Consider the following 25,217-nt stretch of genomic DNA (forward strand, 5'->3'; position numbering starts at 1 on the left):
TTAAAGTTTATTTAATTAACTCGCAGCCTCTCGAAAGTGGTCCTGATGGCGTCACCCTTGCCTCTCGCACTCGTTCAAACTCCCGCCAACCCCGGCGTGGACGTCGATTCGTTCGCCGCCGATGTCGAGCGGCTCGCCCGGCTCCGTCCCGACGTCGAGTTGTTCGTTTATCCGGAGCTGCATCTGAGCAGCCCCACGCCGAGGCCTGCGAGGGACTCGGAGACGGTCACCCCGGAGGAGTTGGCGGAGCCGCTGGATGGCGCCCGAGATCGCCTCCTCGCCAAACTCGCCGGTGATCTCGGCATCTGGCTCATTCCCGGGACCGTCTATGAACGAGGCGGCGGCCAGCAGATCTACAACACGGCGCTGGTGTACTCCCCCGCCGGACGACGAGTGGCCGCCTACCGCAAGATCTTCCCTTGGCGGCCGTACGAAACAACCACCCCCGGCGCCGATTTCGTGGTCTTCGACATGGACGGCCACGGTCGGGTCGGTCTTTCGATCTGCTACGACGCCTGGTTCCCCGAGATCGCCCGCACACTGACCTGGATGGGCGCCGACCTCATCGTCAACCTCGTCCAGACACCGAGCAGCGACCGAGAACAAGAAGTGATCCTTGCCCGCGCCACCGCGATCACCAACCAAATCTTCGTCGCCAGCGTCAATGCCGCCGCACCGACCGGCGTCGGCCGAAGCCTGCTCGTGGACCCCGAAGGCCGAGTCCGCACATCCGCACCAAGCGCCGAAGACTGCGTCCTCACCGACGTCATCGACCTCGCCGAAGCCGCCCGCGTCCGCCAGTACGGCACCGCCGGCCTCAACAGGCCCTGGAACCAGTTCCGCCCCGGCGACGCTCCCCTCGACCTCCCGATCTACTCCGGAAAGATCGACCCAGCCACGTGGGGCGCCGGCAACGGCGCCGCTCTGCTCTCCGAAATGGAGGCCTGACATGTCGGAAACGCAGGGTCACCTGGTACCCACCCTCGGCCTGACCTCGATCGTGGTCTTCGGCCTGTCCTACATGGCTCCCGTCATCGTCGTATCGACCTTCGGGGTCATTGCCACGACGTCACACGGTGCGGCCCCCACCGCGTATCTCGTTGCCACCCTGGCCATGACGCTCACCGGACTCAGTTACGCCAAGATGTCGCGCACCTATCCCGCATCGGGATCGGTCTACACCTACGCTCGAAAACTGCTCGGCTCCCGCATCGGCTTCCTCGCCGGGTGGACCATCCTGCTCGACTACTTCTTCCTGCCGATGGCCGCCTGGCTCATCGAATCCCTGTATCTGAACGTGCAGTTTTCGGTACTGCCCGTCTGGGGCTGGCTGATCGTCGTGATCGCAGCCAGCACCCTGGTCAACATCCTCGGCATCGTCATCGCCGACAAAGTCAACAAAGTGCTGCTTGGCCTCACCACTCTCGGACTCCTTGCCATCGTTACCGTCTGCCTGCACCACATCGCGGCGACACCACCCGCACACGTCGCCCATGCCCTCTGGAACCCGGCCACTTCGATCGGCGCCATCACAGCCGCAGCGGCGATCGCCGCCTACTCCTTCCTCGGATTCGATGCCGTCAGCACCCTCAGCGAAGAAGTGCGCGACGCCAAGCGAAACGTTCCACGCGGCATCGTGCTCACCGTGATCATCGGCGGAACCATCTTCGTCTTCATCTCCCTGCTCATGCAGTGGGTCCACCCAGGCGCCACCTTCGCCGACGAGTCCACCGCCGGTTACGAAGTCGCCAACCTCGCCGGGGGCGAACACTTCGCCAACATCACCAACGCCATCGGCCTCCTCGGCGGCTTCGCCTCCTGCGTCGCCATCCAAGCCAGCACCAGCCGCCTGATGTTCGTCATGGGCCGCGACAACGTGCTACCCCGCCGAATCTTCGGCTACCTGCACCCCAAATTCCGTACCCCCGTGTTCAACCTGATCCTCATCGCGGCCGTCGGCATGCTGGCCGTCAAACTGTCCCTCGCGGTCGCCACATCGTTCATCAACTTCGGCGCATTCCTCGCCTTCACCCTGGTCAACATCTGCGTCATCACCGCATGGAACCGTCACCGCGACAACAGATCCGAACGATCCATACTCACCTGGATCGCTCTCCCGGCAGCCGGCGCCGCAATCGACCTCTACCTCATCACCCAACTCAGCCGCACCGCGATCCTCCTCGGCATCACCTGGCTGATCCTCGGAGTCGTCTACCTAGCCATCATCACCCGAGGACTGCGCCAACCCCCACCCGAATACAACCCCGACTCCGCCGCCGAAATGGTGCCCTCCGCCCGCACCGACAAAAGCACGTAGTCCCCAAGGCGTCACTGCCAGCGCAGACGTGTACGCGGGGTGAGCCGATGGCCCACCCCGCGTACACGTGTTGAGTCGATGACGACTGCGCCGTTACGCGCCGGTCTTCACTTCCTCCACCTTCGCCGGATCCGGGATGGTCTGCGTGTCACCGTCGAGCGTCGACGTGATGAACCCGTTCACCGATTGGGTGGGCAGCAGGGTCACAACCGCGTTGGCATCCAAACTGCCCCGGTTTGCTCCCGTGGCGTCCGTGACATCGACGTCGGCGAGGTACGTCACGCTGAGTTGGGAGGGTCCGTACTTCGCGGATTCGGTTCCGTTGAGGATCAATCCGTCCTCATTGACGTAATTGGAGTACTGCACCGTGCGGGTCGTTTGGTGTGTCGTCGGGTCGATCACCTCGCTGACCAATGCGGTGCCACCACCCACGCCGTTGTAGGTTCCGGTCGGCGGCAACGGAGTGGTCTTGGCGACGTAGGTGGTCAGATCCGGGAACGCAGAGGCGTTGAAGTCCGTCGTCTTATCCCCGACCGTTCCGACACTGGTCGTGTACTTCAGGTTGGCGATGACGATTCGTGAATCCGTCGGCGCAATCCCGTGCTCGTCGCCGTTACCGGACTCCCAGAACGCGACCGCGGTGCCGTCGGCATTCCAGCTGGGCATGCTTCGGGAAATCCATCCGTCACCTTCGTCCACCCCGGGGGTAGTGGGATCGTCCTGAAGGAAGAGCGGGATGCCGTTCTCGCGGTTGAGGTCGTCTTGGATGGCGACCGCCCAGTTCTGGTTCGAGACGTTGCGCACCTGCCCGTCCGCATACTGGTCGTAGATCGGCGCGGCGACGTAGACCGGAAGGAAGTTCTGCCGCACGATCCGGGTCATCGGCGTGAGCGCCTCGAAGCCGCGCAGGCTCCCGACCGCGATCCACTGCTTGTTGGGCGACATGTCGATGTCCTCGTCGTAGTCGAGGTTGCCCGTCACCCGGGTGCCGCGGAACGTGCTGCCCGGGTACAAGTAATCCCCGGTTTGGCCCGACAGGTCGACCATGATGTCGTCGACACTGCCGGCATCGATCGACCCGCCTTGAATGATGACGCCCTTACCGTCGGGGGTCCACTGCTTGGACTCACCGGTCGGCCACACCACCCGCGCGTTGGTGACCTCATAGTGGTCACCGCTCGCCGTCAACTCGCCCACGATCGGAAGAGCCTGGAAGTTACCGGTTTGCCCAAAGACGATGCGAGTGAACAACACATGGGTGCCATCCGGTGACGGCCTCATCTCACGCTGCCGGTTCAAGATCCCACCTGGGGGAAGGCCCGGCAGTGTGGCCCCGCCGCCATCGGGCGTGTTGACGTTCACGAGCCGCGCCGGCGAGCCGATGCCGTTGTAGCCGGCCGGCTCGAAGATCGCATAGCGAGGATCCGGATTGTTGAGGAGCACCACGACTCGCCCGCTACCGTCGTAGAACGGAACCGGTTTCTGAATGTTGATCTGCACCGAGGGGTCCGTCCCCGCGACTGCCGGGGCGACGAGGCCACAGGTGAGGCACTTCGCGTCCGTCCCATCGATGTTGATCTGATAGAGCTCGCCGCGACCTCCGGCAGTCGGCGTGCCGGAGAAGTAGATGGACTTTCCGTCTTCGGAGAACCGCGGATTTACGGGCTTCGTCACGCCGTCCGGCATGTTGACGATCACGCGCTCGACCGTGGGGTTGAGCACGTCGAGGCCGAGGCTTTCCTGATCACTGTGCGGGGTGAACAAGCTCAGCAGGTTGAACTTGCCGTCGCTGACCGACACGGTGAACGAATCAGTCTGCACTGCATCGTAATCGATGTCGTCGGGCGTGTAGGTGAAGTTGCCCGTCGCCTGATCGATCGTCAGAGTGCCGTGCTGCGGACCCTGGGTGACCTTGTAGGTCAACGCATCACCCTCGGGGTCGGTGGCGCCGAGGTTGCCCGTCACCGTCTGCCCGGTTTGCACCGAAGTGGTGGGGTTGTATGCGATCGTCGGCGCCTCGTTGAAGAGGTTGCGCCGAACCCAGCCGAGCACCGCCCAGATGACCGGGGTGACGGGTTCCGGCGTGTTGGGAGGGGCGGCCAGGAACGGGTTGAGCAGGTTGCTGACGATGCCGCCGAGGAATCCGATCAATCCGACGCTGGGGGCGGCGACTTGCGCCGTCGGCGCGACTGGTGCGGTTGCCGCGGCGACCGTCTGGGTCGTCAGCGCGTTTCTCGCGGTGGTGCTCGTCGACGCCTGTGCCGCAGGCACCGCGCTCGACGCGGTGACCGTCGCGGTCTTTTGCGTGACTGTCGCGGCATTGACCACGCCGGCCGGGGTCGGTGTCGTCGCGGCGTTCACCGTGACTGACGGCGTGGAGTTCGACTCGGTCTTGGCGGAGTTCGATGGCGTCTGTTCGGTCGCCGGTGCCGGAGTCAGCGGGGCAGTGCTCGGCTGAGTGGGCTCGGTCGAAGTCGGCGGAACCTCAACGGTACCGGTCTCTTTCGGCGGCTCGGGCGTGGTCGAACTCGGAGGTGTCGACGTTCCCGACTCGGGCGTGCCGGATTGCGCTCCCCCGCTGCTGCTGATGGTGACACCGGATGAGACCTGGGTGGTCGACGATGTCGTGCCCGACGTCGTCGGGGTTCCAGTCGTACTAGTCGTTCCGGTACTGGTCGACGTCGAACCGCCGCCGGTCCCCGTCGACCCAGTAGTCGTGGTGGGCGAAGGGGCCGTTCCCGTGGTCGACGTCGTCGCGGTGCCGGTCGTCGACCCACCCGACGTCGTGCTCGAGCTCGTCGTGGACGAGTCCGAGGAGGTGCCGGTCGTGTCGGCCGCGGCCACTCCATGCCCGGTCGCTATGGCCGTGACGAGCCACGCCGCGACCGCCATCCCCCCATATCCGCCGAACTTCACGGCGCGCTGGGCTGCCCTTCGAGAAGGTGCAGGTCTCGTCGGCGCGCTCGACGAGGGTGTAGCAAACAGAGGGTTGACGGGCGAGTGGTCTTCGGTCATGGGATCGGCTCCGGTGCCGTAGGGATGATTGCCTGATTCGATTGTGTTGATCGATCGATCAGGAGCGTTGCAACGCGCGGAGCCGTTTGTCAAGAACCAAAATGTCCAATGTGTGTACGGTCCGCGTCCGCGAGCAGACGCAAATGTCCGGAAAACTCCCTGAATCAGGGGACATTTGCGTCTGCTCGACAGAAGGGTCCCTTGACTCAGCCGATCGATGCTGACAACATCCTGATCAATCGATCAGTACGTATGTCAGTAAGGTGGAAATGATGAGTGGTCGCGTAGAGGGCAAGGTCGCGTTCGTCACCGGCGCGGCGCGAGGGCAGGGCCGCAGCCATGCGCTGCGACTCGCGCAGGAAGGCGCCGACATCATCGCGATCGACGTCTGCGGCCCGATCAGCAGCAACACCGTGATCCCAGCGTCCACGCCAGACGATCTCGCGGAGACCGCGGACCTGGTCAAGGGACTGAATCGTCGCATCGTCACCGCACAGGTCGACGTCCGCGACTACGACGGCCTGAAGGCTTCCGTGGACAGCGGTGTCGAACAGCTTGGGCGACTGGACATCATCATCGCCAACGCAGGCATCGGGAACGGCGGCCTGACGCTGGACAAGACCAGCGAGCAGGACTGGAACGACATGATCGACGTCAACCTGTCCGGCGTCTGGAAGACGGTGAAGGCCGGTGTCCCGCACCTCCTGTCCGGTGGCCGTGGCGGCTCGATCGTGCTGACCAGTTCGGTGGGCGGGCTGAAGCCCTATGCGCACACCGGTCACTACATCGCCGCCAAGCACGGCGTGGTCGGGCTGATGCGCACGTTCGCCGTCGAACTGGGCGAGCATTCGATTCGGGTCAACTCCGTGCATCCCACCAACGTGAACACTCCGATGTTCATGAACGAGGGCACGATGAAGTTGTTCCGCCCCGACCTCGAAATCCCAGGCCCAGACGACATGGCCGTCGTCGCCAAGATGATGCACGTGCTGCCCGTCGGGTGGGTCGAGCCACAGGACATCAGCAACGCCGTGCTGTTCCTGGCCTCCGACGAGTCCCGTTACGTCACCGGTCTGCCCATGACCATCGACGCCGGAAGCATGCTCAAGTAGGTCGAGCTGGAGTCACCGAATACGGCCCGACGACGCAGTCGGGCCGTATTCGGCGAAGAAGCGGTCGAAGAAGGCCCGCATCTGGTCGTGGCCGTCCGTGACGCCGATGGCGATCTCGTTGCACATGCTGCGCGCCATCTGAGCCACCAACATCGAGATCACCACCGGCGGATACTCGTCCAAGTCGACCCCGTGTGCGCGCAGAGCGACGGTGGCTGCAGCCGTTTCGATGTCGCGGGCGCGCTCGGCAAAGGCCTTCAGTTCGGCGCCAATCACCTTGCGGTGGTTGGCCAATGCCATGAACTCCGTGTTCAGTCCGGTGCGCCGGGGATCCGTGTTGATCTGCCATAGCGTCCGCAGCGGATCGTCGGCCGTCAGCGCTTGGCGCATCTCGTTCAGCGAGACTTCGGCGCCGGCGCGCAACACCGCGAGGAAGAGTTCGTCCATGGTGTCGAAGTAGTAGTAGACCAACGCGGGCTTCACTCCCGCGAGGGCGGCTACCCGCCTCGACGTCGCGGCGGCATACCCCTCGTCGCGCATGATTTGAGCAGTTGCCTCCATCAGACGAAGGCGAGCTCCAGCGTCCTTGTCCTTGCTCTTGGCGACAGTCATCTCAAATCTCTCCACGATCTTGGCCTCCGAGAAGCATATACGGCATTGCCGCATTCGACCTTGACCACTTCGTCGCAAGCGTGATATCCATGACCCAATGCACAATTTGATCGATCGATCAGTTTTTGGAGAGGTGGTGCCAATGTCTGCGCCGCAGCGACGCGTCCGCGTCGACCCTCGGCTGTGCGAGGGGCACGCACTCTGCATGGACCTCGCCCCCGAGGTATTCGAACTCTCCGACGACGACGTCGCCACCTGCGAAGCGGAGCCAGCAGACGCGTTGTGGGACAGGGTGACCGCCGCCGTGGATGCCTGCCCGCGCGGAGCGATAACCGTCGAATTGGCGCAGTACTCATCAGCCCAGAACAGGACCTCGACAACATGACCGATCTCGCAGCAGCGGACTACTTCACCGACGCGGCCATCGCCCAGGATCCGTACGACTACTACGAATATCTGCGGAGCAAGGGTCCCGTCTATCAGGAACCACACCACGGCGTCGTGGCGGTCACCGGTTACGCAGAGGTCATGGCGGCGTTCAAGGACGTGGACTCCTTCTCCGCGGTCAATGCGATCGGCGGCCCCTTCCCCCCGTTGCCGTTCGAACCCGCGGGCGACGACATCACCGAGCAGATCGAAGCGCATCGGCACGAGTTTCCGATCTTCGAGCACATGGTCGTCATGGACCCGCCCGCACACGAGCGGGCACGGTCGCTGTTGAGCAAGCTGCTGACACCGCGGCGGCTCAAGGAAAACGAAGACTTCATGTGGCAGCTCGTCGACACCCAACTCGACGAGTTCATCGAGAACGGCAAGTGCGAGTTCCTGTCCGAGTACGCCCGACCGTTCGCCACCCTCGCCATCACCGACCTGCTCGGTGTGCCCGAGGAGGACCGGGCCGAGTTCCGCCGTGCCCTCGGGGCGGAGAAGCCGGCAGGCAACCGGGTCGGCGCGCTCGACGGCGAACCCGTTGGCCTGAATCCCCTCGAATACCTCGACGACAAGTTCAGCGGCTACATCGCCGAGCGACGTCGTGAACCGCGCGGTGACGTGCTGAGCGGAATGGCCACCGCGACATACCCCGACGGCTCCACCCCGGAGGTCATGGAGGTGACCAAGCCCGCCACCTTCCTGTTCGCCGCCGGCCAGGAGACCGTCACGAAGCTCTTGAGCGCCGTGGTGCAAACCCTGGGTGATCGGCCGGAGTTCCAAAAGCTGCTCCGCGACAACCGTGACCTGATACCGGCGTTCATCGAAGAGGCCCTGCGCATACAGAGCCCCACGAAGGTCGACTTCCGCCTGGCGCGCAAGACAACCACGCTGGCCGGTGTCCACATCCCCGCGGGCACCGTCCTGATGCTGTGCCTCGGTGCGGCGAACCGCGACCCGCGGAAGTTCGACAACCCCCACGAGTTCCAGCTGGATCGCAAGAACGTCCGCGAGCACATCACCTTTGGCCGCGGCATCCACACCTGCGCCGGCGCGCCCCTGGCCCGTGTCGAAGGCCGCATCACCGTGCACCGGCTGCTGGACCGGATGAGGGACATCACCATCAGCGAAGCCGACCACGGCTCCATCGATCAGCGCCGGTACGCCTACGAGCCAACGTTTCTGCTGCGCGGACTCACCGAACTGCACATCGAGTTCACCGCCGTGCCGTCGGCTGGAAGTTCACAGTGACGGTCCAAGACCTCCTGGACGACATCCGGAAGCGGCCCGGGACGGGTGACGTCATACCGATCATCAATCCCGTGACGGAAGAACAGATCACGGAGTTCACCGACTGCGGTGCCGAAGCGGTCGACGACGCCGTGGCACGCGCCAAGGCGGCCTTCGAAGCGGGTGTGTGGTCCGAGCTGCCGGGACGCGCACGGGCCAAGATCATGTGGCGCATCGCCGATCTGATCGACGAACACGCCGAGGAACTGGCCCAGCTCGACGCCCTCAACACCGGCATGCCGTTGATGCAGGCGCGGCTAGGCCTACCCAACTGCGCCGAGTTCTTCCGCTACCACGCGGGTTGGTGCTCCAAGATCAGCGGCAACGCCTACGACGTAAAGACCGCGGGCATTGCGTCGGATGCCTGGGTCGACATGCACACCTACACGCTCAAGGAGCCCTACGGCGTCGTCGGCCTGATCTTCCCGTGGAACGGGCCGATCTTCAACGCGTGCGCCAAGCTCGCTCCCGCACTGGCGGCCGGCTGCAGCACGATCGTGAAACCCGCTGAGGAGACACCGCTCTCGGCCCTGTTGCTGACCCGGCTGATCGCCGAAGCCGGAGTGCCCGACGGCGTCGTCAATCTCGTCACCGGCTACGGGCACACCGCAGGCGCGGCGATCACCGCACATCCCGACGTCGAGAAGGTCGCCTTCACCGGCTCGACAGAGATCGGCAAGGAGATCGTCCGGGCATCTGCGGGCAACCTGAAGAAGGTCGCCCTCGAGCTGGGCGGCAAGTCCCCTGTGCTGATCTACGACGACGCCGACTTGAAGAAGGCCATCTTCATGGCAGCGATGGGCATCTTCGTGCACTCCGGCCAGGGATGTGTGTGTGGCTCGCGAATCTTCGTCCAGCGCGGGGTCTACGACCACGTGGTCGAGGGCGTCGCACGCGTGGCCAATAACATGAAACTGGGCGGGCCCGACGAAGAGGGCTGCGCGAGTGGGCCACTCATCAGCGCCAAACAGCTCGCCCGCGTCATGGGATACATCGACGAGGGCCGCTCCGAGGGCGTCGAGGTCGTCACCGGCGGACACCGGTTGGACCGCAAGGGCTACTTCGTGCACCCGACGGTGCTCACCGACGTCGATCCCAAAATGCGGCTGTACCGGGAGGAGATCTTCGGGCCCGTGGTGTCGATCCTGCCGTTCGACGACGACGACCAAGCCGTCGCGATGGCCAACGACAGCTCATATGGATTGGCCGCCACGGCGTGGACCAACGATCTCAGCCGTGCACATCGGCTCGGCAAGCGACTCCAGGCGGGGACCGTCTCGATCAACTGCCAGTTGGTGTTCGACCACGCCGTGCCCTTCGGCGGCTACAAGCAGTCCGGCTGGGGCTACGAGCACGGGCAAGAGGGCATCGAGGCCTACCTGAAGACCAAGGCGGTCTGGGCCCAGCTCTGACACCGCCGCTCTGCGTCCACTTCACCGATGGGAATGGTAAATGAGCCGATTGGCTAGGCTTTTCGTGTCCGGAGCAAGCGCGGCGCTCGCCGTCATGGCGACGGCGTTCGCTCCCCCAGCAAGCGCCGCAATGCACATCGGCAACTACGAAGTGCTCACCGACCGGTGGAATGACCACTCGTTCATCTGGTCGGTGAAGCACTCCTGCGGTGCTCCCGATTGCGGTACCTGGCTGCAGGACCCGGTCGTCGCTCCAGCAACCGACACCATGAACGTGCAAGCCATCCCACGACCGTTGAAGAGCCAGGCCTTTCAGCAGTCGGCGTTCTTCGCCAACGGCCAGTACACGCTGACGGTCGACGTGCCCGACGGCGTGCGGTGCATCGGCTACAACCTGCCGTCGCACGACGTGTACACCTGGGACGCCGTGTCATTGGCTGGGACGATCGTCACCACCTACGACGCGGGCTGCTACGGCGCGCCCGGTGGCACCGATACGTATGCGTTTGCGTTGCGTCGCTTCTGAGAACCGACGGACCAGCGCTAACCCGCCGCGAAGGCCCGACGCAGCACGGAGTGCTGGCTGGCGATGAACTCTCGCGCAATCGCCGTCTTCGGCGCCACCGCATCGAAGCCGTGGAATGCGCCTTCGACGACCTCCAATTCACATGGCACACCGGCCGCTCGCAATCGCCGTGCGTACGCCACGGCTTCGTCGTGCAGGACGTCCAACGTCCCCACGCCGATCCACGCCGGTGGAAGTCCGCTCAGGTCCTCCCGCCGCGCCGGTACGGCGACGTTCGGGTCTGCCGCGCCGAGGTATGCCCGCCAACCCAGTCGATTGCTGGTGTCGTTCCACATCCGCCGACTCCGCCTGGCGGGATCTGGCCGCTGAGCGGTGCGGTCATCGAGCATCGGATATGCCAGTACTTGTGCTGCCAGGGTGATTTCGGATCGGTCGCGAGTTAGTTGGGCGAGCGCCGCGGCCAGGCCTCCGCCAGCACTGGCCCCCGCGACGGCGATCCGCGTCGGGTCGACCGCGGCTTGTCCCGCCAGCCACGCCAGCGCGTCGTAACAGTCGTGCAGCGGGGTGGGGTATGGGTACGCCGGCGCCAGCCGGTAGTCCACCGCAGCGACGGTGACACCTAGGTCGCGGGCGAGCCGAGCACAGAGGACGTCGTCCATGCCCGCGTGGCCGAGGACGTAGCCGCCACCATGGATCCAGAGCAGCGCGGGGCCGACCTGAGCTCGGACACCCCGCGGTCGGTGGACGCGGACGTCGACCCCCGACGGCAAGGTCACGACCTCGACGCCGTTCCCACGGCCGGACTTGCGCGGCGTCGGCAACGCTCGAAACAGCTTGACCGTCAGGGGTGTAACGGCCGTGCGCGGCAGAACCCGCGCGATGCGACGCAGTTCGGGGTGGAACGGGTTGGTGCCGCCGCGGAGGATCACGGCAACAGGATTCGCAGCTCTTCCCAGCCGCGCACGGTCGACGTCGGGGCGAGGCGTGCGGTGTCGTAGTCGATGCCCCATTCGGGCCAGCGGTTGAGCAGTTCGTCGAGCGCGACGCGGCCCTCCAGCCTGGCCAGGTTCGCGCCGAGGCAGTAGTGCATGCCCTTGCCGAACGTGAGATGGCTGTTGGTGCGGTGGATGTCGAACGTGTCGGGGTTCGGGAAGCGCCGCGGGTCGCGGTTTGCCGCACCGAACAGCAGCAGCATCGCGCTGCCCGCGGGCACCGTCTGACCGTAGGCCTCGAAGTCGCGTGCCATCCACCGGGCGACGTGCGGCCCGGTCGGCTCGAACCGCAGCGTCTCGTCGATCGCCGGAATGAGGAGTGAGCGGTCCTGCTCCACCTCGCGGCGCTGGTCGGGATGTTCGGCGAGCACCTTCGCCAACCAGCCGATGAGCCGGCCGGTGGTCTCGTTGCCCGCGCCGGCTACCACCTGGGTGTAGTGCAGCACTTCCTTGCGGGTGAGCTTGCGCGTGACGCCGTGCTCGTCCTCGAACTCGACGTTCAGCAGCGCGGTCATCAGGTCGTCGGACGGGTTGTTGGCGCGCCACTCGACGTACTCGGCGTACATCCGCCCGTCGGCGATCTTGTCGGCGTTGGCGACCTTCATCGGTGCGCCCGGCTTGGTGCGCAGGTTGGCGTCGTTGGCGTCGCGGAACTCGGTCTGGGCCGACTCCGGAATGCCAAGCAGCATGCCGATCACCCGCATCGGCATCATCGCGGCGAGCTCGGCCACGATGTCGAACCCGTCGGACCCGACGTGCGGGTCGAGGCAGCGCACGCAGTACTGCCGGATCTGGTCTTCGATCGCCGCCATCCGCCGCGGTGTGAACACTCGAGACATCAAGCCGCGCAGCATCGTGTGCAGCGGCGGGTCCTCGAACATCATCACGCCCGGCGGCATGTCGAACTTCGACTGCACCAGTTCGAGGATGTCGCTTCGCCGGTTGGAGAACGTCTCCCAGTTGCTCAGCGCCTTGTCGACGTCGGCGTGCCGGGACAGCGCCCAGAAGTCGTATCGCTCGTTGTAGTAGAGCGGCGCCTCCTCGACCAGGCGGGCGTAGACGGGGTACGGGTCACCGACGATACCGATGTCGTAGGGGTCGTAGTAGACGTCGGTGGCGGCCGTCGTGTTCATCGGGCTCCCGTCAGCTCATTCCGATGCGAATGTTCTTGACTTGCATGAACTCGTGCAACCCGTCGACGCCGCCGGTGCGGCCGAATCCGCTCTGCTTGTAGCCACCGTACGGTCCTTGCGGCGAGATGATGCTGAGTTGGTTGATCCACACCGATCCCGACTCCAGTTGCCGCGCGAACCGGTGGGCCCTGGTGAGGTCGCGGGTCTGCACGAACGCGTTCAGGCCGTAGGGGGTGTCGTTGGCGATCCGCAACGCCTCGGCGTCGTCGCGGAATCTGATGAGAGAGACGACGGGACCGAACGTTTCGGTCTGCGCGAGCAGGGATGAGTTGTCGACGCCGCCGAACACCGTCGGCTCGATGTAGTAACCGGCCGCGAGCTCGCCGCCGATCCGCTTGCCGCCGAGGAGCAGTTCGCCGGACTTCTGCGCAACGGCGTCGTCGATGACGCCGACGATCCGGTCGGCGGACGCCTCGGTGATGACGGGGCCGAAGAAGACGCTGGGGTCAAGCGGGTCACCGACTTTGGCCGATCCGACGGCCGCGAGGAACTTCTCGGTGAACGCGTCGTACACCGACTCGTGCACCAGCACGCGGCTGGCGCACGCACAGCTCTGACCAGACTGCATCAGCGGTCCCTGATGGGCCGCCATTCCCGCCGCCATGTCGAGGTCCGCGTCCTCGAAGACGACGTTGGCCGACTTGCCGCCCAGTTCTGCCACCACCGGCGTCAAGTTGACCGCAGCCGTCGCGAGCACGCGCCGTGCGGTGACATCGCCACCGGTGAAGTGGACCTTGCGGATGCCCGGATGGCGGACGAGTGCCTCACCGCCTTCGGCGCCGGCCGGAACGACGTTGACCAGTCCGGCCGGCAGACCCGCCTCGAGGCACAGTTCCCCGAACCGCAACGCGGCCAACGACGCCAACTCCGACGGCTTCAGGACCACGGCGTTGCCCGCGGCGAGCGCGGGAGCCACACACGACGCGGTGACGGCCAGTGCGCCGTTCCACGGCGTGATGACACCGACCACCCCGTAGGGTTCACGCTCGATCAGGTTCACGTCGAACGAGCCGTTGACCGGCGAACTAGTGCCGTGCGGCTTGTCGACGTAGCCGGCGAAGTGACGCAAGAACCATTCGAGCATGTGCGCGGTGCCGGCGAAGGAGATCGGCACCGCATAGTCGTGCACGTTGAGCACGGCGAGTTCGTCGAGGTGGTCGTGCACCACGTCGGCCAGGTCGATCAGCATGTCGCGGCGGCGATCCACCGTCAACGCCATCCACGCGCGATGCGCTTCCCACGCGGACGCGACCGCACGGTCAATCTCCGCCGAACCCGCAAGCGGGACCGTCACATTGGGCTGCCCGGTCGCAGGGTAGATGTGCTCGTGGCTTCCGCCCGAGGCGCTGGTGATCAGGTCTCCCCCGATCAGCAGGCCAGCGGCCAACGACACCGCGGTGCTCACTCCGGCCCACCCGCTTCGGCGCGCCACTCCTCGAGCACGCGTTGCTTCTGCCGCTCGATCTCGTCGTTGAGATGCGAACCCTTCGCCCAGCCATAGTAGGCCGCGAAATGCAAGGCCAGCTCGTCCATCTCGTCGAACGAGATATCGCGGCTCTTCAACGCCGCGTAGACGTGGCTGAGGATCGGGTACGGCGCGTCCTGAAACGCGACGCAGGCCACGGTGACCAGCCGCCGTTCCTTCATGCCCAATCCCGGCCGCAGCCACATCTCGCCGAACACGAAGTTGAGGATCCCGGCGCCCGAGTAGGGATTGTCCCGAATGGGGACGAAGGGCAGGCAGTTGACGTCGCGGAACGCCTGCTCGCCGGTCAGCAGCCGGGCTTCCGGGTCGCTGGGCGTGGGCAGCGGCAACAGCGGCTCCGGCGGTGGAACGGTCTGCCCACGATCGCGATTGATGCGCTCCCACTGTTCGTCGACGATCGAGTTGAATCGCGACGCCTTCGGCCAGCCGCTGTAGACGGCGAAATGCAATACCGTTTCCCGCATTTCGGTAATCGTGACGTCGCCGCTGTTCAGCGCCGCGTACACGTGGTCTCGCAGCGGCCCTTCGGCATCGGCCGCTGCGACGCACGGCAGCGTCACGAAGCGTCGGTCTCGACGGCTGAGTCCTGGTCGGTCCCAGACCTCGCCGAAGACGAAGTCGACGAGACCGGCGTTCGCGGGCGTCGTGTCGTCGGGCGCGGCGAACGTCATCACGTCGGCGAAGGCTCGCCTCCCCCGGCTGGAGCGTTCGGTGTCGAGCGTCGTCATTGAAGTCGATTCCTTCTGTTCATCGCAGCGTGACGCCTGCGTCGACCTTGAATTCCAGCCCTGTCACGTACCGGGATTCGTCGGAGACGAGAAACAGCACGGCGTTGCTGATGTCGATCGGTTCGGCCATGACGATCGGCATGGCGTTGAGGAAGAGCGGCACGAGGTCGGGGCGCGACTCGGCGAGCAACGAATGCAGCGATGCGGGCTGCATGCCGGTCGCGACACCGGTGGGATGCACCGTGTTGACCCGGATATTCTGGGCGGCAAGTTCATTGGCGAGCGCCCGGCTCAATCCGACGACGCCGTGTTTCGACGCGGTGTACGGCGTGTGCAGTGGGGTGCCCTTCAATCCGGCAGCCGAGCTGATGTTCACCAGGCTGCCGCCGCGCTCGACCAGGTGGGGCAGTGCGGCGGCGCACGTGTTCCACGTCCCGATCAGGTTGATGTCGACCACCGTGCGCCACTGCTCCGGCGTGGTGGTGTCCCAGGTGCCGACGGTCAGCACGCCGGCGTTGGCCACCGACGCGTCCAGGCCGCCCAGCTGGGCGACGCCGTCGTCGACGGCAGCTGCCAGTGCGGCCGCGTCGCGGATGTCGACGACCTTCGTGACGGCTTGGCGCCCTTGCTTTTCCACCAGCCGCGCCGTCTCCTCGAGGTCCTCGACCGAGGCGAGTGGATACTCGATCTCGGGCAGGGACTCACAGATGTCGACGAGGATGAGGTCCGCGCCCTCCTCGGCCAGTCGTACGGCGTGGCTGCGTCCCATCCCGCGGGCGGCACCGGTGACCAGGACCCGCTTGCCGGCGGCGCGGCCGGTCGCGTCGCTCACAGCTTGTTGCAGAAGCCGGCGTCGACCGGGAACGTGACCCCGGTGACGTACTTGGCTTGGTCGGAGACGAGGTAGGCGATCGCCGCGCTGATGTCCTCGGGTTCGAGGAGCGAGACCGGCATGGGATTCTGCAGGTGAATGCCGCCGTCGGGATAGTTCTCCAGGAAGGACGTCATCGCGGGGTTGGTGGCCATCATCGTGTTCACCGCCGTCGGGTGGACGGTGTTGACCCGGATGCTCTCTGGCGCAAGCGCATTGGAGAGTGTCCGCATCAGGCCGACGATGCCGTGCTTGGACGCGGCGTACGCGAGCCCGCCGCCTTGCTGGCCGCCGAATCCGCGAAGGCCCGCAGTCGAACTCGTGAACACGATCGATCCGCCACGCTTGCCTGCGATCAGGTGCGGGATGGCCGCCCGCGCCGTGTGGAAGGCGCCGACGAGGTTGACGTCGAGCACGTCGGTCCACTGCTCGAGTTCTTCCTCGATGGTCAGCTCGCGAAACGCCATCGTGGCGATGCCTGCGTTGGCGCAGACGATGTCGAGGCGCCCGAAGTGCTCCACACCCGCGGTGAGCGCCGCGTTGACCGCGGCGAAGTCGCGGACGTCGGCCACCGAGCCGAGCATCTTGCCGCCCGCCGCTTCGACGAGGGCGATGGTCTCGTCGAGTTCGTCACGACTGGCCATCGGGTAGCCGTTGGACGGGATGTCGGCGCAGATATCCACGCCGATGATGTCGGCGCCGTCGGCAGCCAACCGGACCGCGTGACTGCGTCCCTGCCCACGGGCCACTCCCGTGATGAATGCGACCTTGCCTTCTAGAGAACTCATTGACCCTCGCTCCGTTGCGCCTGCCACAACCGCTGTGTCGTGTGACGTGAGTAACCGTGTTACTCAAGGTACGGTAACTTGGTTACTGGGCGACGGCAAGGGGGGTGTTGAGCGAATGAACAGCGCCGAAGTGAGCCGCCAAGAAACCGCCGTCCCGCGGGACAAGATCCTCGACATCGTCGCCGAGCTGCTCGAGACCGAGGGATACGACGCGGTTCAGCTCCGCGAGGTCGCGCGCCGCGCGCGGACGTCGCTGGCGACGATCTACAAACGCTACGCGAACCGCGACGAATTGATCCTCGCCGCACTGCAGAGCTGGATGGACGAGAACCGATATTCGGGCCTCGTCCACCAAACTCCCCGGCCCGGCGAGTCGGTCTACGACGGCATGATGCGCCTGCTGCGGACGATCTTCGAGCCGTGGGAGCAGCATCCGGCGATGCTCAGGGCGTTCTATCGGGCGAGGGCTTCGCCGGGCGGACAGCAGCTGTTCCGCCAGGGCCTTGGCATCGTCAGTCCGTCCTTCATGGAGGTGCTCGCCGACGTCGATGACGACTTTCTCCGTGACCTCGAGACGATTCTCTCGACGGTGATCTACGGACTGCTTGGCCGCTTCGCGGTGGGCGAGCTCGACATCACCGAGATCGTGCCGGGCCTCGATCGCACGGTGTACTGGCTGACGAGCGGCTACGAAGCGTCACGCAAGCCGAACTGACGGCGGCTTATAGCGCACTATCAGTGCGCTATAGTGCACTCATGGATCAGAGCGCCGCCGACCTTGCGTCGGCGATCGGCGCCCGGGTCAAGCAGGAACGGCAGGCACGCGTGTGGACGCTGGACCAGTTGGCCGAGGCTGCCGGGGTCAGCCGTCGCATGTTGGTCAGCGTCGAGCAAGGTGCCGTGAATCCCAGCGTGGGAACCCTTCTCAAGATCAGCGACGCACTCGGCGTAGGACTGCCGGCATTGGTCGAGCGACCCGAGCCCAAGTCCGTGAAGGTGACCCGCCGGGGCGAGGGCGCCACACTCTGGAGTGGCGAGGCCGGTGGACGCGGCGTGCTGGTTGCCGGCACCACTCCCCCGGACGTCGTCGAACTGTGGGATTGGACCCTGTGCCCGGGTGAGCAGCACACCAGCGAGGCGCACGCCCCTGGTACCAAGGAACTGATCCACGTGCAGGAGGGCTCGATCACCGTCGAGGTCGCCGGCCAATCGGTCACTCTCGGTGTCGGCGACGCGGTCGCGTTCCCGGGCGACGTCGCACATTCCTATGCCAATCAGCACACCAAGCCGGCACGGTTCTCGCTGGCCGTCTTCGAGCCCGGTGTCGGGACGGGACCACCGCGGACGGAAGGCGCGTGATGACTGAGCTCGCAGGGTCTTTGGCCGACGCGCACGTCGATGCCGCGGTGTTCGCGTTGCGACCCGATTACCGCGCCTTGCTGCTGGCGGTCGACGGCCTGGTGCCTGCGCCGAGCGACGACCGAAGCGACGCGCTGCTGCAGACGGCGGAAACCACAGCACGCCAAGCGATCAGCACGCAACCCGTGGACCAGCTGCCGCACGTCGCGGCGTGGCGGGAGGCGTACCGAGCATTCGGCGCCAAACCGCAGCGCACGCGCAACAGCGTGGAGGCGCTGCTGCGCCGTGCGGAGTCGGGGCTGCCACGCGTGAACCGGCTCACCGACATCTACAACGCGGTGTCCGTCCTGCATCAGTTGCCCCTCGGCGGTGAGGACCTGGCCCGGTACGTCGGTGCGCCGCAACTGATCCGCGCCACCGGTACCGAACCCTTCGACACCACCGCCGACGGCGCCGTGGTGATCGAGCACCCCGAGCCGGGCGAAGTGGTGTGGTGCGACGACACCGGCGTGACCTGCCGGCGCTGGAACTGGCGCCAGGCTCGGCGCACTCAACTTCGCGACGACACCACGAGCGCGTTGTTCATCCTCGACGCGCTCCACCCGATGACCGACGAGGCGCTGCACGCGGCCGCCGACGAGTTGAGCGGCCACCTCGATCGGCTCGGGCCCGACGTCCACATCGTTCGCCGCGTGCTCTCCGGCGAGCCCGCACCCGACCAAGGAGACTGACATGCTCATCCACCCGTGGGATGCCGCACTGGACAAACAGGAATGGCAGAACTGGCTGGCCGCCACCGACCGGTTCGGCGTCCTAGCGGTCAACAACGTCGCCCCAGCCGAAGCCCCCGTCATCGTGCCAACGCACTTCACGCTCGCCGGCGACGAACTGTTGATGCACCTCGCCCGGCCCAATCCCGTGTGGCCGCATCTGGAGGCGGCCGCCGAAGTGCGGCTTGCCGTGATCGGTGACTACGCGTACATCCCGACGTACTGGCGGGCCAAGGCGGGCGGACCCGACGAGGACGGCGTGCCGACCAGCTACTACTCAGCCGTGCAATTCGTTTGCCGCCCAACGGTGATCGACGATCCCGAAGGCAAGACGCAGATCCTGCGTGCGCAACTCGGCGACTTCCAACCCGAAGGCCGCCACGCCGAGATCGCCGTCGGCGAGGATCCGTACGGGCGGATGCTCGCCGGGATCCGCGGCATCCGGTTGGAGGTGCTGCGCGTGGAGGCCAAGTTCAAGTACGACGACGCCAACCCCGTCGAACACCGCGAACGCGTCATCGAGAATCTCGAGCAGCGGGGCCGCGGACTCGACGGGGCAGCCGCCGCGCAGCAGCGACGGCGCCTCGCGGCGATCGGTGACTGGCGGGCGCGTCGCGGACAGGAGTGAACGACCTCCGGGCGCAGAGGAATTCCAATCGGTCGTCTCGCACATCCCGTCTAGGCGGCGACCAACGACGCCGTCAGTGTGTCCCCCACCTGCTGCAGGTAGTCGGCGACCGGCGTGTAACCGACGCAGGTCATCCGTAGCCGGCCTCGGTAGGTGATGATGCCGATGGCGTACTCGCCAGCCGACTGCATGTGAACGATCGGCGCCCAGACGGCCGATGGCGCAATGGGTCCGGTGTCGGTGAGTTCCTTTCGGCCCAGATTGGTGGTCAACACTTCCCATGCGAAGACCTTGCCGAAGACGTGTTCGGCGGTCTCGGTCGTCGCGTCCACAGTCATGGCTTGTCCGATTGCCTGTGCGGTCGCAACGACGCCGGCCGCAGAGCGAGCACCGGCGAGATCGGCCGACATCGCGCGGGCCTGGTCCCAGAACGAGTTTCCGTCGGCGGGCGCCAATCCCGTGCACGTGCCGGTGAAATAGGCCGCACAATCACCATCGGCGTGTATCAATTCGCGCACGTTGATCGGGCTGAGCGCGCGGACGAACGTGTCACCGCCCTGCTGGCCGCGGACCCGGCAGGCGGCCACGATAATGGCCGCGTGAACGGTGGTGTGTTCGGCGCGGCTCCGCACCACCAGCCGGGTGGTCTCGGCCTCGGTCATAGCCAAGGTATGCAGAAATGGGGGTGTGCCGTCGAACGGTCGCTGCGATATCGCGCGGGCCATTCGCTCATCGAGCTCGGGAAGTGCCTCGGCGGCAGCGCCTCCCAACGAGCGCTCGATCAAGTCCTCGATGGCGGGCGGGACCGGCCGGATCTCGGGCTGGCGACCGTTCAACGCAGACACTAGGTCGTTGAGAACAAGAAATGAGGAGACGCCATCGCTGATGGTGTGATCGAACGTCAGCACGATCGCCGACGACCCATGTGCCCTCAGAAGGGCCGCACGCATTAGAGGAGCAATCGACCGGTCGAGTGGCCGGGCCAATTCCGTTGCGGCCAGTGACCGCCAGTCAGTGATTCCCTCGTGCACTGTCAGCGGTATCCGAGCCACCGTGGGTGCTCGAAAGAACCCAAGGCGGATCGACGGGTCATCTTCGACGTGCACCGATAGCAGGGGATGCCGTCGCTGAACGGCGTCCAGGGCATTGTGCAAGTCTTCGGCGTCCACGACGACGTCGAATTCGGCAACCAGTAGAAAATGCAGGGGATTGCGCTCGCTATACCGGAAGAACTGACGCTCGAGCGCCCCGATGGGCCGGACCAGATGGGTGTGTCCGGGATTTACCGACATTGAAGCCTCCGTCTGAGTGTGTCGATCGTGTCAACGCGGGGCGCACTCGTGCACGCGGCCGGACTAGGACTTGGGAAGGGCCTCAAGCCTTAGAATAACGAGCGTAATCTCACCATCGTTATTGCATAAGGGAGCTCAGCTGAGCTACAGACAAGTGGTAGTAGCCAGCCAGCATCCGTTATCCGCCAGGATAATTCGGAAATCGCTGACACCCTTGCTGTGACCGCGCCGAGCTCACGCAGGAGCGGATCCCCTGACGGATCCTCTGGATTCGGTCCAGACGCCACGGACTGTGGGTCCGGGAACTCAGGTCATACCCTTGGCGTCACTTGCGTGGTTTCGCAGGCGCCATGAGCATGTCGGCCGTCCGCCGCGCCGCGCCAATGACTTGCCCCCGCGCTGCAGCGTCGGGCATGGCGCGCGAGATCGAGATCGCCCCAACCATAAGCGCCACAATGCTCCACGCTCGGCGGTCCCGGTCGGAGCGCACGCCGTCGAGCGAATCAGCTACTCGCGCTGCCAGTGCGGTGATTTTGCGTTCGTACGCCTCTTGTGCGGGCGGCCCCGCCCTCGCAACGTCCGCGCTCAGCGTGGGCATCACACAACCGGCTCCCGGGTCCGCAACGTGGTCGGCGCTAATGTACTCCGCGAGAAAGTCTTCCAGCTGAGACCGACGCGCGGCTTTACTCCCAGACTCGGTATCGGAGAGAAACGGCTCGCCGACCCCAGCCTCGACTATCGCCTCGAGCATCGCCTCCTTATTCGCGAAGCTCGAATAGAACGCACCTGAGGTCACTTCGGCTGCGGCAGCGAGTCCGTCCACTCCCACTCCGTTGAAGCCAGCGATCTTCATCGACCGCATGCCGGCGCGCAGGAGTGCGTCACGCGCTTTCGCCTTGTGATCCGGTGGATATCTCATGTCATCCTCGCGAGGCGCGTCGCCCTACGAACCGCAGCAAGTATACGAAAAATTGCATAACGATCGATATCACAACCTCGGTAACGTTGTGCATGCTCCCCAATCCTTCGGCCGCGGGACCGGACGTAAATCTCATCACAGCGATGAGTTTGGTGCTGCACATTGGTCTACCTCCCGACCGAGACAATCGACTCATCAGGAGCCAGCCATGGGCCTCATCCACATCGAACTGTTCGCCACCCTCGACCTCGTCGGGCAGGCGCCCGGCGGCCCCGACGAGGACCCAGAGGGCTTCCCGTTCGGCGGCTGGCAGGCGCCGTTGATGGACGACGTCGCCGGGGCGCAGATCATGGCCGCGTACGAGGACACGGACGCCCTCCTGCTCGGCAGGCGGACGTACGACATCTTCGCCGGCTACTGGCCGCATCAGGAGGGCGGCGAGGACAACGAGATCGCCACGCTCTTCAACCGCGTGCCGAAGTACGTGGCGTCCCGCGGCAAGCCCGACCTGTCGTGGGCCGGGTCCACGCAGCTCGGGCCAAATCTGGCCGACGCGGTACGTGAGATCCGTGATCGGCACGAGCACATAAAGGTCGTCGGAAGCCTGAACCTGGTGCAGACCCTGCTGCGCGAGAAGCTGTTCGACCGTCTCGACCTCTGGGTGCACCCGATCTTGCTCGGCGTCGGGAAGAAGGTGTTCGAAGACGGCACGGTGCCCACGAACGTCACCCTCCTCGAAGCGCCGATCGTCGGACCAAAGGGCAGCGTGTACCTGCGCTACGGGCTCGCCGAGGGCACGCCCGCGACGGGCGACATGAGCGCACCCGACCGGGGTGTGGGCGGCGACTGAACGACCGATTCAGCGTTCCCATTCACGAACCCCCGCTGTCGGGGGTTGCCGCTAGGCTTCCGTCGTCCGACAGAAGAGGTGCGACGCAGTGTCCAGTCCAGAGAGCACCGCGGGCGAGAAGCCGGCCGCACCCACGACCATCGAGGTGCGCGGCGCGCGCGTGCATAACCTCGCCAACGTCGACGTCGACGTGCCGTTGAACCAAATGGTCGCCATCGCAGGGGTTTCCGGGTCGGGAAAGTCGTCGCTGGCGATGGGAGTCTTGTACGCGGAGGGTTCCCGGCGCTACATCGAGGCGCTGTCGACCTACACCCGGCGCAGGATGTCGCACGCCACCAAGGCTACCGTCGACAGCGTCCGCCACGTCCCCGCAGCGCTGGCGCTGCGGCAACGACCGGGTGTTTCCGGTGCACGCAGCACCTTCGGCACGTCGACGGAACTCCTCAACGTCCTGCGCCTGCTGTTCTCCCGCTTGGGAGAACACGTCTGCCCGAACGGCCACCGTCAGGAGCCCACGATCGACGTGGCGGCAGGCCTGGACCTCACCTGCCCGGTCTGCGGCGTCACGTTCACCCCGCCCGGCGCCGAAGCGATGGCCTTCAACTCCGACGGGGCATGTCCGACCTGTGGCGGCCTGGGTGTCGTGCGGGAGATCGACGACGCGCTGTTGGTTCCCGACCCCTCGCGGACGATCGCCGACGGGGCGGTGGCGCCGTGGAAGATGATGGGGTTGACCGTCATGCCGCAGATGGTCGGTGAACTCGGCGTGCGCACCGACGTGCCGTACCGCGATCTCACCGACGAGGAGCGCGACGTCGTCCTGCACGGCCCCGCGGAGAAGCACCGCATCACGGTGCCGTCGAAGAGCGGGAAGTTGTTCGAGGTCAACTTCGTCTATCGCAACGCCCGCCTTGCGGTGCAGGAGGCGCTCGACAAGGCGGCGAGCGAGGGCGGCGTCAACCGAGTCAACAAGTTCATTCACACCGGCACGTGCCCGACGTGCCACGGCACCCGGCTGAGCGAACGGGTGCTGGCCACCCACGTCACCGGCATCAACCTGGCCGAGGCGACGGCCAAGACCCTCGACGACGTAATCGGCTGGGCGCCAACGGTCATCGACACCCTGCCCGACGACATGCGCACGATGGCGACCGCGATCGTCGCGCAGTTGCTCGAGATGGCGGAGCGGCTCGTCGAACTCGGCCTGGGATATCTCGGCCTGGATCGGCCGAGCTCCACGCTGTCCACCGGTGAGCGGCAACGGGTTCAGCTCTCCCGCGCCGTGCGCAATCAGACCACCGGAGTGCTCTACGTCCTCGACGAACCCTCGATCGGCCTGCATCCGTCCAACATCGACGGCCTCAACGGCGTCATCCGCGACCTGCTGCGCGACGGGAACTCCGTCGTGCTGGTCGACCATGACGTCCAGGTCCTCCGCGAAGCCGACTGGTTCATCGAGATCGGGCCTGGATCCGGCAGCGAGGGCGGCACCGTCCTCGCCGAAGGAACGTTGAAAGATCTGGTGGACGACCCGTCGTCGTTGATCGCCGGTTTCCTCGACGGCACCGAGCCGATCCGCGTGCGAGACACCGTCGCCTCGGGGCAGCTGTTCGAAGACGGCCGGATCCGGCTGGCCACCCGACCGCTGCACACCGTACACGCGCTCGACGTCGAGATCCCCAAGGGCAGACTCACGGCGGTCACCGGAGTCTCGGGGTCCGGCAAGACCACGCTGGTTCTGGAAAGCCTGGTGCCAGCGTTGCAAACAACGGCGGCCGGGGAACGCCTGCCCGCGCACATCGCGTCGGTCGACCCGTCGGGTATCCAGCGGGTCAACGTCGTCGACGCCACGCCCATCGGCACCAACGTGCGATCGACGATCGCCACCTACAGCGGCGTCCTGGACGACCTACGTCGTTACTACGCCGCCCTCGACGAGTCGAAACGCCTTGGCCTGACCGCATCCGACTTCTCGTACAACACCGGCTCCCTGCGATGCCCGCGCTGCGAAGGGACGGGGCAGATCTCGCTGGACGTCCAGTTCCTGCCCGACGTCGACATCCCGTGCCCGGACTGCGACGGCACCCGCTACGCCCCTGCGGCACAGGAAATCCGACGACCCGGAGGGCTGTCGCTGCCCGAACTGCTCTGCCTCACGGTGAAACAAGCCCTGAAGGCAACCGAGGACCTCCCCAAGGTGCACCGCAAGCTGCAGACCCTCATCGACCTCGGGCTGGGCTACCTGACTCTCGGCGAGGACACCCCAGCGCTTTCCGGTGGAGAAGCGCAAAGACTAAAGCTCGCAACCGAACTCGGCCGCACACAGTCCAACGCAATGTTCGTGCTCGACGAACCCAGCGTCGGCCTTCATCCGCTCGACATCCGCGTCCTCCTCGGCGTCATCGACCGCTTGGGCGCGAAGGGCGCCACGGTGATCGTCATCGAACACGATCTCGACATGATCGCCAACGCCGACTACGTCGTCGACTTGGGGCCTGGAGGCGGCGCCGCGGGCGGAACCATCGTCGCCACGGGCACGCCGGCCGACATCGCCCACTCCGCGGCGAGTGTTACTGGGCGTTACCTCGCTGGCGTGGGAGCGCGCCAGAGCTGACGCGTCCCAATATC

The 25,217-nt window shown here is 65.7% G+C and carries 25 protein-coding genes; 15 read left to right on the forward strand and 10 right to left on the reverse strand.

The features are described from left to right. The first annotated feature begins 45 nt into the window (after positions 1 to 45). Together N536_RS0132335 and N536_RS0132340 are read left to right on the forward strand one after the other, a co-directional pair. The gene (locus tag N536_RS0132335; protein ID WP_029117406.1) at positions 46 to 948 is read left to right on the forward strand and encodes a carbon-nitrogen hydrolase family protein; all 903 of its coding nucleotides are present in this window, start codon (positions 46 to 48) and stop codon (positions 946 to 948) included. Between the two features lies 1 nt (position 949). Further along, the gene (locus tag N536_RS0132340; RefSeq protein WP_029117407.1) at positions 950 to 2,317 is read left to right on the forward strand and encodes an APC family permease; all 1,368 of its coding nucleotides are present in this window, start codon (positions 950 to 952) and stop codon (positions 2,315 to 2,317) included. A gap of 93 nt (positions 2,318 to 2,410) precedes the next feature. Here the strand turns inward: N536_RS0132340 and N536_RS40080 are convergent, their stop codons facing one another. After that, positions 2,411 to 4,468, reverse strand: a complete 2,058-nt coding sequence (locus tag N536_RS40080) for a hypothetical protein (RefSeq protein ID WP_231514701.1) — start codon at positions 4,466 to 4,468, stop codon at positions 2,411 to 2,413. On the opposite strand from N536_RS40080, the gene N536_RS0132350 reads away from it, so the two are divergent. The 3 genes from N536_RS0132350 (at position 4,446) to N536_RS0132360 (ending at position 6,444) form a co-directional block, all read left to right on the forward strand. Next, positions 4,446 to 4,775 carry a hypothetical protein gene (locus tag N536_RS0132350; RefSeq protein WP_029117409.1) on the forward strand — a complete coding sequence of 110 codons (330 nt, stop codon included), beginning with the start codon at positions 4,446 to 4,448 and terminating at the stop codon, positions 4,773 to 4,775. The genes N536_RS40080 and N536_RS0132350 overlap by 23 nt on opposite strands. 60 nt (positions 4,776 to 4,835) lie before the next feature. Beyond that, positions 4,836 to 5,354 carry a hypothetical protein gene (locus N536_RS0132355; protein ID WP_155948838.1) on the forward strand — a complete coding sequence of 173 codons (519 nt, stop codon included), beginning with the start codon at positions 4,836 to 4,838 and terminating at the stop codon, positions 5,352 to 5,354. 250 nt (positions 5,355 to 5,604) lie between these two features. After that, positions 5,605 to 6,444 carry a mycofactocin-coupled SDR family oxidoreductase gene (locus N536_RS0132360; RefSeq protein WP_029117411.1) on the forward strand — a complete coding sequence of 280 codons (840 nt, stop codon included), beginning with the start codon at positions 5,605 to 5,607 and terminating at the stop codon, positions 6,442 to 6,444. Between the two features lie 12 nt (positions 6,445 to 6,456). On the opposite strand, the gene N536_RS40085 is transcribed toward N536_RS0132360, so the two are convergent. Further along, positions 6,457 to 7,056 (reverse strand): TetR/AcrR family transcriptional regulator, encoded by a 600-nt coding sequence (locus tag N536_RS40085; protein ID WP_036438349.1) that lies wholly within the window; start codon positions 7,054 to 7,056, stop codon positions 6,457 to 6,459. 142 nt (positions 7,057 to 7,198) lie between these two features. Between N536_RS40085 and N536_RS0132370 the strand changes: the two genes are divergently transcribed. The 4 genes from N536_RS0132370 to N536_RS0132385 all read left to right on the forward strand — a co-directional run bounded on the left by N536_RS0132370 (position 7,199) and on the right by N536_RS0132385 (position 10,713). Further along, positions 7,199 to 7,441 carry a ferredoxin gene (locus N536_RS0132370; protein ID WP_029117412.1) on the forward strand — a complete coding sequence of 81 codons (243 nt, stop codon included), beginning with the start codon at positions 7,199 to 7,201 and terminating at the stop codon, positions 7,439 to 7,441. Continuing rightward, positions 7,438 to 8,736, forward strand: coding sequence for a cytochrome P450 (locus N536_RS0132375; protein ID WP_029117413.1), 1,299 nt, complete (start codon positions 7,438 to 7,440; stop codon positions 8,734 to 8,736). Before N536_RS0132370 ends, N536_RS0132375 begins: the two co-directional genes overlap by 4 nt. Continuing rightward, complete coding sequence (locus N536_RS0132380; RefSeq protein WP_029117414.1) at positions 8,733 to 10,187, forward strand: aldehyde dehydrogenase; 1,455 nt, start codon at positions 8,733 to 8,735, stop codon at positions 10,185 to 10,187. Before N536_RS0132375 ends, N536_RS0132380 begins: the two co-directional genes overlap by 4 nt. 64 nt (positions 10,188 to 10,251) lie before the next feature. Then, the gene (locus N536_RS0132385; RefSeq protein WP_231514702.1) at positions 10,252 to 10,713 is read left to right on the forward strand and encodes a hypothetical protein; all 462 of its coding nucleotides are present in this window, start codon (positions 10,252 to 10,254) and stop codon (positions 10,711 to 10,713) included. Positions 10,714 to 10,730: 17 nt separating this feature from the next. Here the strand turns inward: N536_RS0132385 and N536_RS0132390 are convergent, their stop codons facing one another. Genes N536_RS0132390 through N536_RS0132415 form a run of 6 tightly spaced genes read right to left on the reverse strand, consistent with a single transcriptional unit; the run spans position 10,731 to position 16,771 of the window. Continuing rightward, positions 10,731 to 11,642 (reverse strand): alpha/beta hydrolase, encoded by a 912-nt coding sequence (locus tag N536_RS0132390; RefSeq protein ID WP_029117416.1) that lies wholly within the window; start codon positions 11,640 to 11,642, stop codon positions 10,731 to 10,733. Beyond that, positions 11,639 to 12,838, reverse strand: coding sequence for a cytochrome P450 (locus tag N536_RS0132395; protein ID WP_029117417.1), 1,200 nt, complete (start codon positions 12,836 to 12,838; stop codon positions 11,639 to 11,641). The genes N536_RS0132390 and N536_RS0132395 overlap by 4 nt, the downstream gene beginning before the upstream one ends. A 10-nt stretch (positions 12,839 to 12,848) precedes the next feature. Beyond that, positions 12,849 to 14,303, reverse strand: coding sequence for an aldehyde dehydrogenase (locus N536_RS0132400; protein ID WP_029117418.1), 1,455 nt, complete (start codon positions 14,301 to 14,303; stop codon positions 12,849 to 12,851). After that, complete coding sequence (locus tag N536_RS0132405) at positions 14,300 to 15,112, reverse strand: carboxymuconolactone decarboxylase family protein (protein ID WP_029117419.1); 813 nt, start codon at positions 15,110 to 15,112, stop codon at positions 14,300 to 14,302. The genes N536_RS0132400 and N536_RS0132405 overlap by 4 nt, the downstream gene beginning before the upstream one ends. A 19-nt stretch (positions 15,113 to 15,131) precedes the next feature. After that, positions 15,132 to 15,944 (reverse strand): mycofactocin-coupled SDR family oxidoreductase, encoded by an 813-nt coding sequence (locus tag N536_RS0132410; RefSeq protein WP_029117420.1) that lies wholly within the window; start codon positions 15,942 to 15,944, stop codon positions 15,132 to 15,134. Next, on the reverse strand, positions 15,941 to 16,771 hold the full coding sequence (locus tag N536_RS0132415) for a mycofactocin-coupled SDR family oxidoreductase (protein ID WP_029117421.1): 831 nt from the start codon (positions 16,769 to 16,771) through the stop codon (positions 15,941 to 15,943). Before N536_RS0132415 ends, N536_RS0132410 begins: the two co-directional genes overlap by 4 nt. Before the next feature lie 115 nt (positions 16,772 to 16,886). On the opposite strand from N536_RS0132415, the gene N536_RS0132420 reads away from it, so the two are divergent. From N536_RS0132420 to N536_RS0132435, 4 genes are read left to right on the forward strand one after another with little or no spacing between them, the layout of a single operon-like run. Next, positions 16,887 to 17,486, forward strand: a complete 600-nt coding sequence (locus N536_RS0132420; RefSeq protein WP_051574915.1) for a TetR family transcriptional regulator — start codon at positions 16,887 to 16,889, stop codon at positions 17,484 to 17,486. A 41-nt stretch (positions 17,487 to 17,527) separates the two neighbouring features. Further along, complete coding sequence (locus tag N536_RS0132425; RefSeq protein WP_029117423.1) at positions 17,528 to 18,130, forward strand: XRE family transcriptional regulator; 603 nt, start codon at positions 17,528 to 17,530, stop codon at positions 18,128 to 18,130. Beyond that, a complete protein-coding gene (locus tag N536_RS0132430; protein ID WP_029117424.1) occupies positions 18,130 to 18,861 on the forward strand; it encodes a B3/4 domain-containing protein in 732 nt (243 codons plus the stop codon). The genes N536_RS0132425 and N536_RS0132430 overlap by 1 nt, the downstream gene beginning before the upstream one ends. A gap of 1 nt (position 18,862) precedes the next feature. Then, complete coding sequence (locus tag N536_RS0132435; RefSeq protein WP_029117425.1) at positions 18,863 to 19,528, forward strand: FMN-binding negative transcriptional regulator; 666 nt, start codon at positions 18,863 to 18,865, stop codon at positions 19,526 to 19,528. A gap of 50 nt (positions 19,529 to 19,578) precedes the next feature. Here N536_RS0132435 and N536_RS0132440 read toward each other — a convergent pair whose 3' ends face one another. Beyond that, positions 19,579 to 20,820 (reverse strand): hypothetical protein, encoded by a 1,242-nt coding sequence (locus N536_RS0132440; RefSeq protein WP_029117426.1) that lies wholly within the window; start codon positions 20,818 to 20,820, stop codon positions 19,579 to 19,581. A gap of 325 nt (positions 20,821 to 21,145) precedes the next feature. Then, complete coding sequence (locus N536_RS0132445) at positions 21,146 to 21,739, reverse strand: TetR/AcrR family transcriptional regulator (protein WP_029117427.1); 594 nt, start codon at positions 21,737 to 21,739, stop codon at positions 21,146 to 21,148. 208 nt (positions 21,740 to 21,947) lie between these two features. Here N536_RS0132445 and N536_RS0132450 point away from each other — a divergent pair, with 208 nt between their 5' ends. Next, positions 21,948 to 22,589, forward strand: a complete 642-nt coding sequence (locus N536_RS0132450; RefSeq protein WP_029117428.1) for a dihydrofolate reductase family protein — start codon at positions 21,948 to 21,950, stop codon at positions 22,587 to 22,589. 88 nt (positions 22,590 to 22,677) lie between these two features. Further along, on the forward strand, positions 22,678 to 25,203 hold the full coding sequence (locus tag N536_RS0132455) for an excinuclease ABC subunit UvrA (RefSeq protein ID WP_029117429.1): 2,526 nt from the start codon (positions 22,678 to 22,680) through the stop codon (positions 25,201 to 25,203). Positions 25,204 to 25,217 lie beyond the last annotated feature (14 nt).

The sequence above is a fragment of the Mycobacterium sp. URHB0044 genome (assembly GCF_000620625.1).
In the GTDB taxonomy this organism is placed as follows: domain Bacteria; phylum Actinomycetota; class Actinomycetes; order Mycobacteriales; family Mycobacteriaceae; genus Mycobacterium.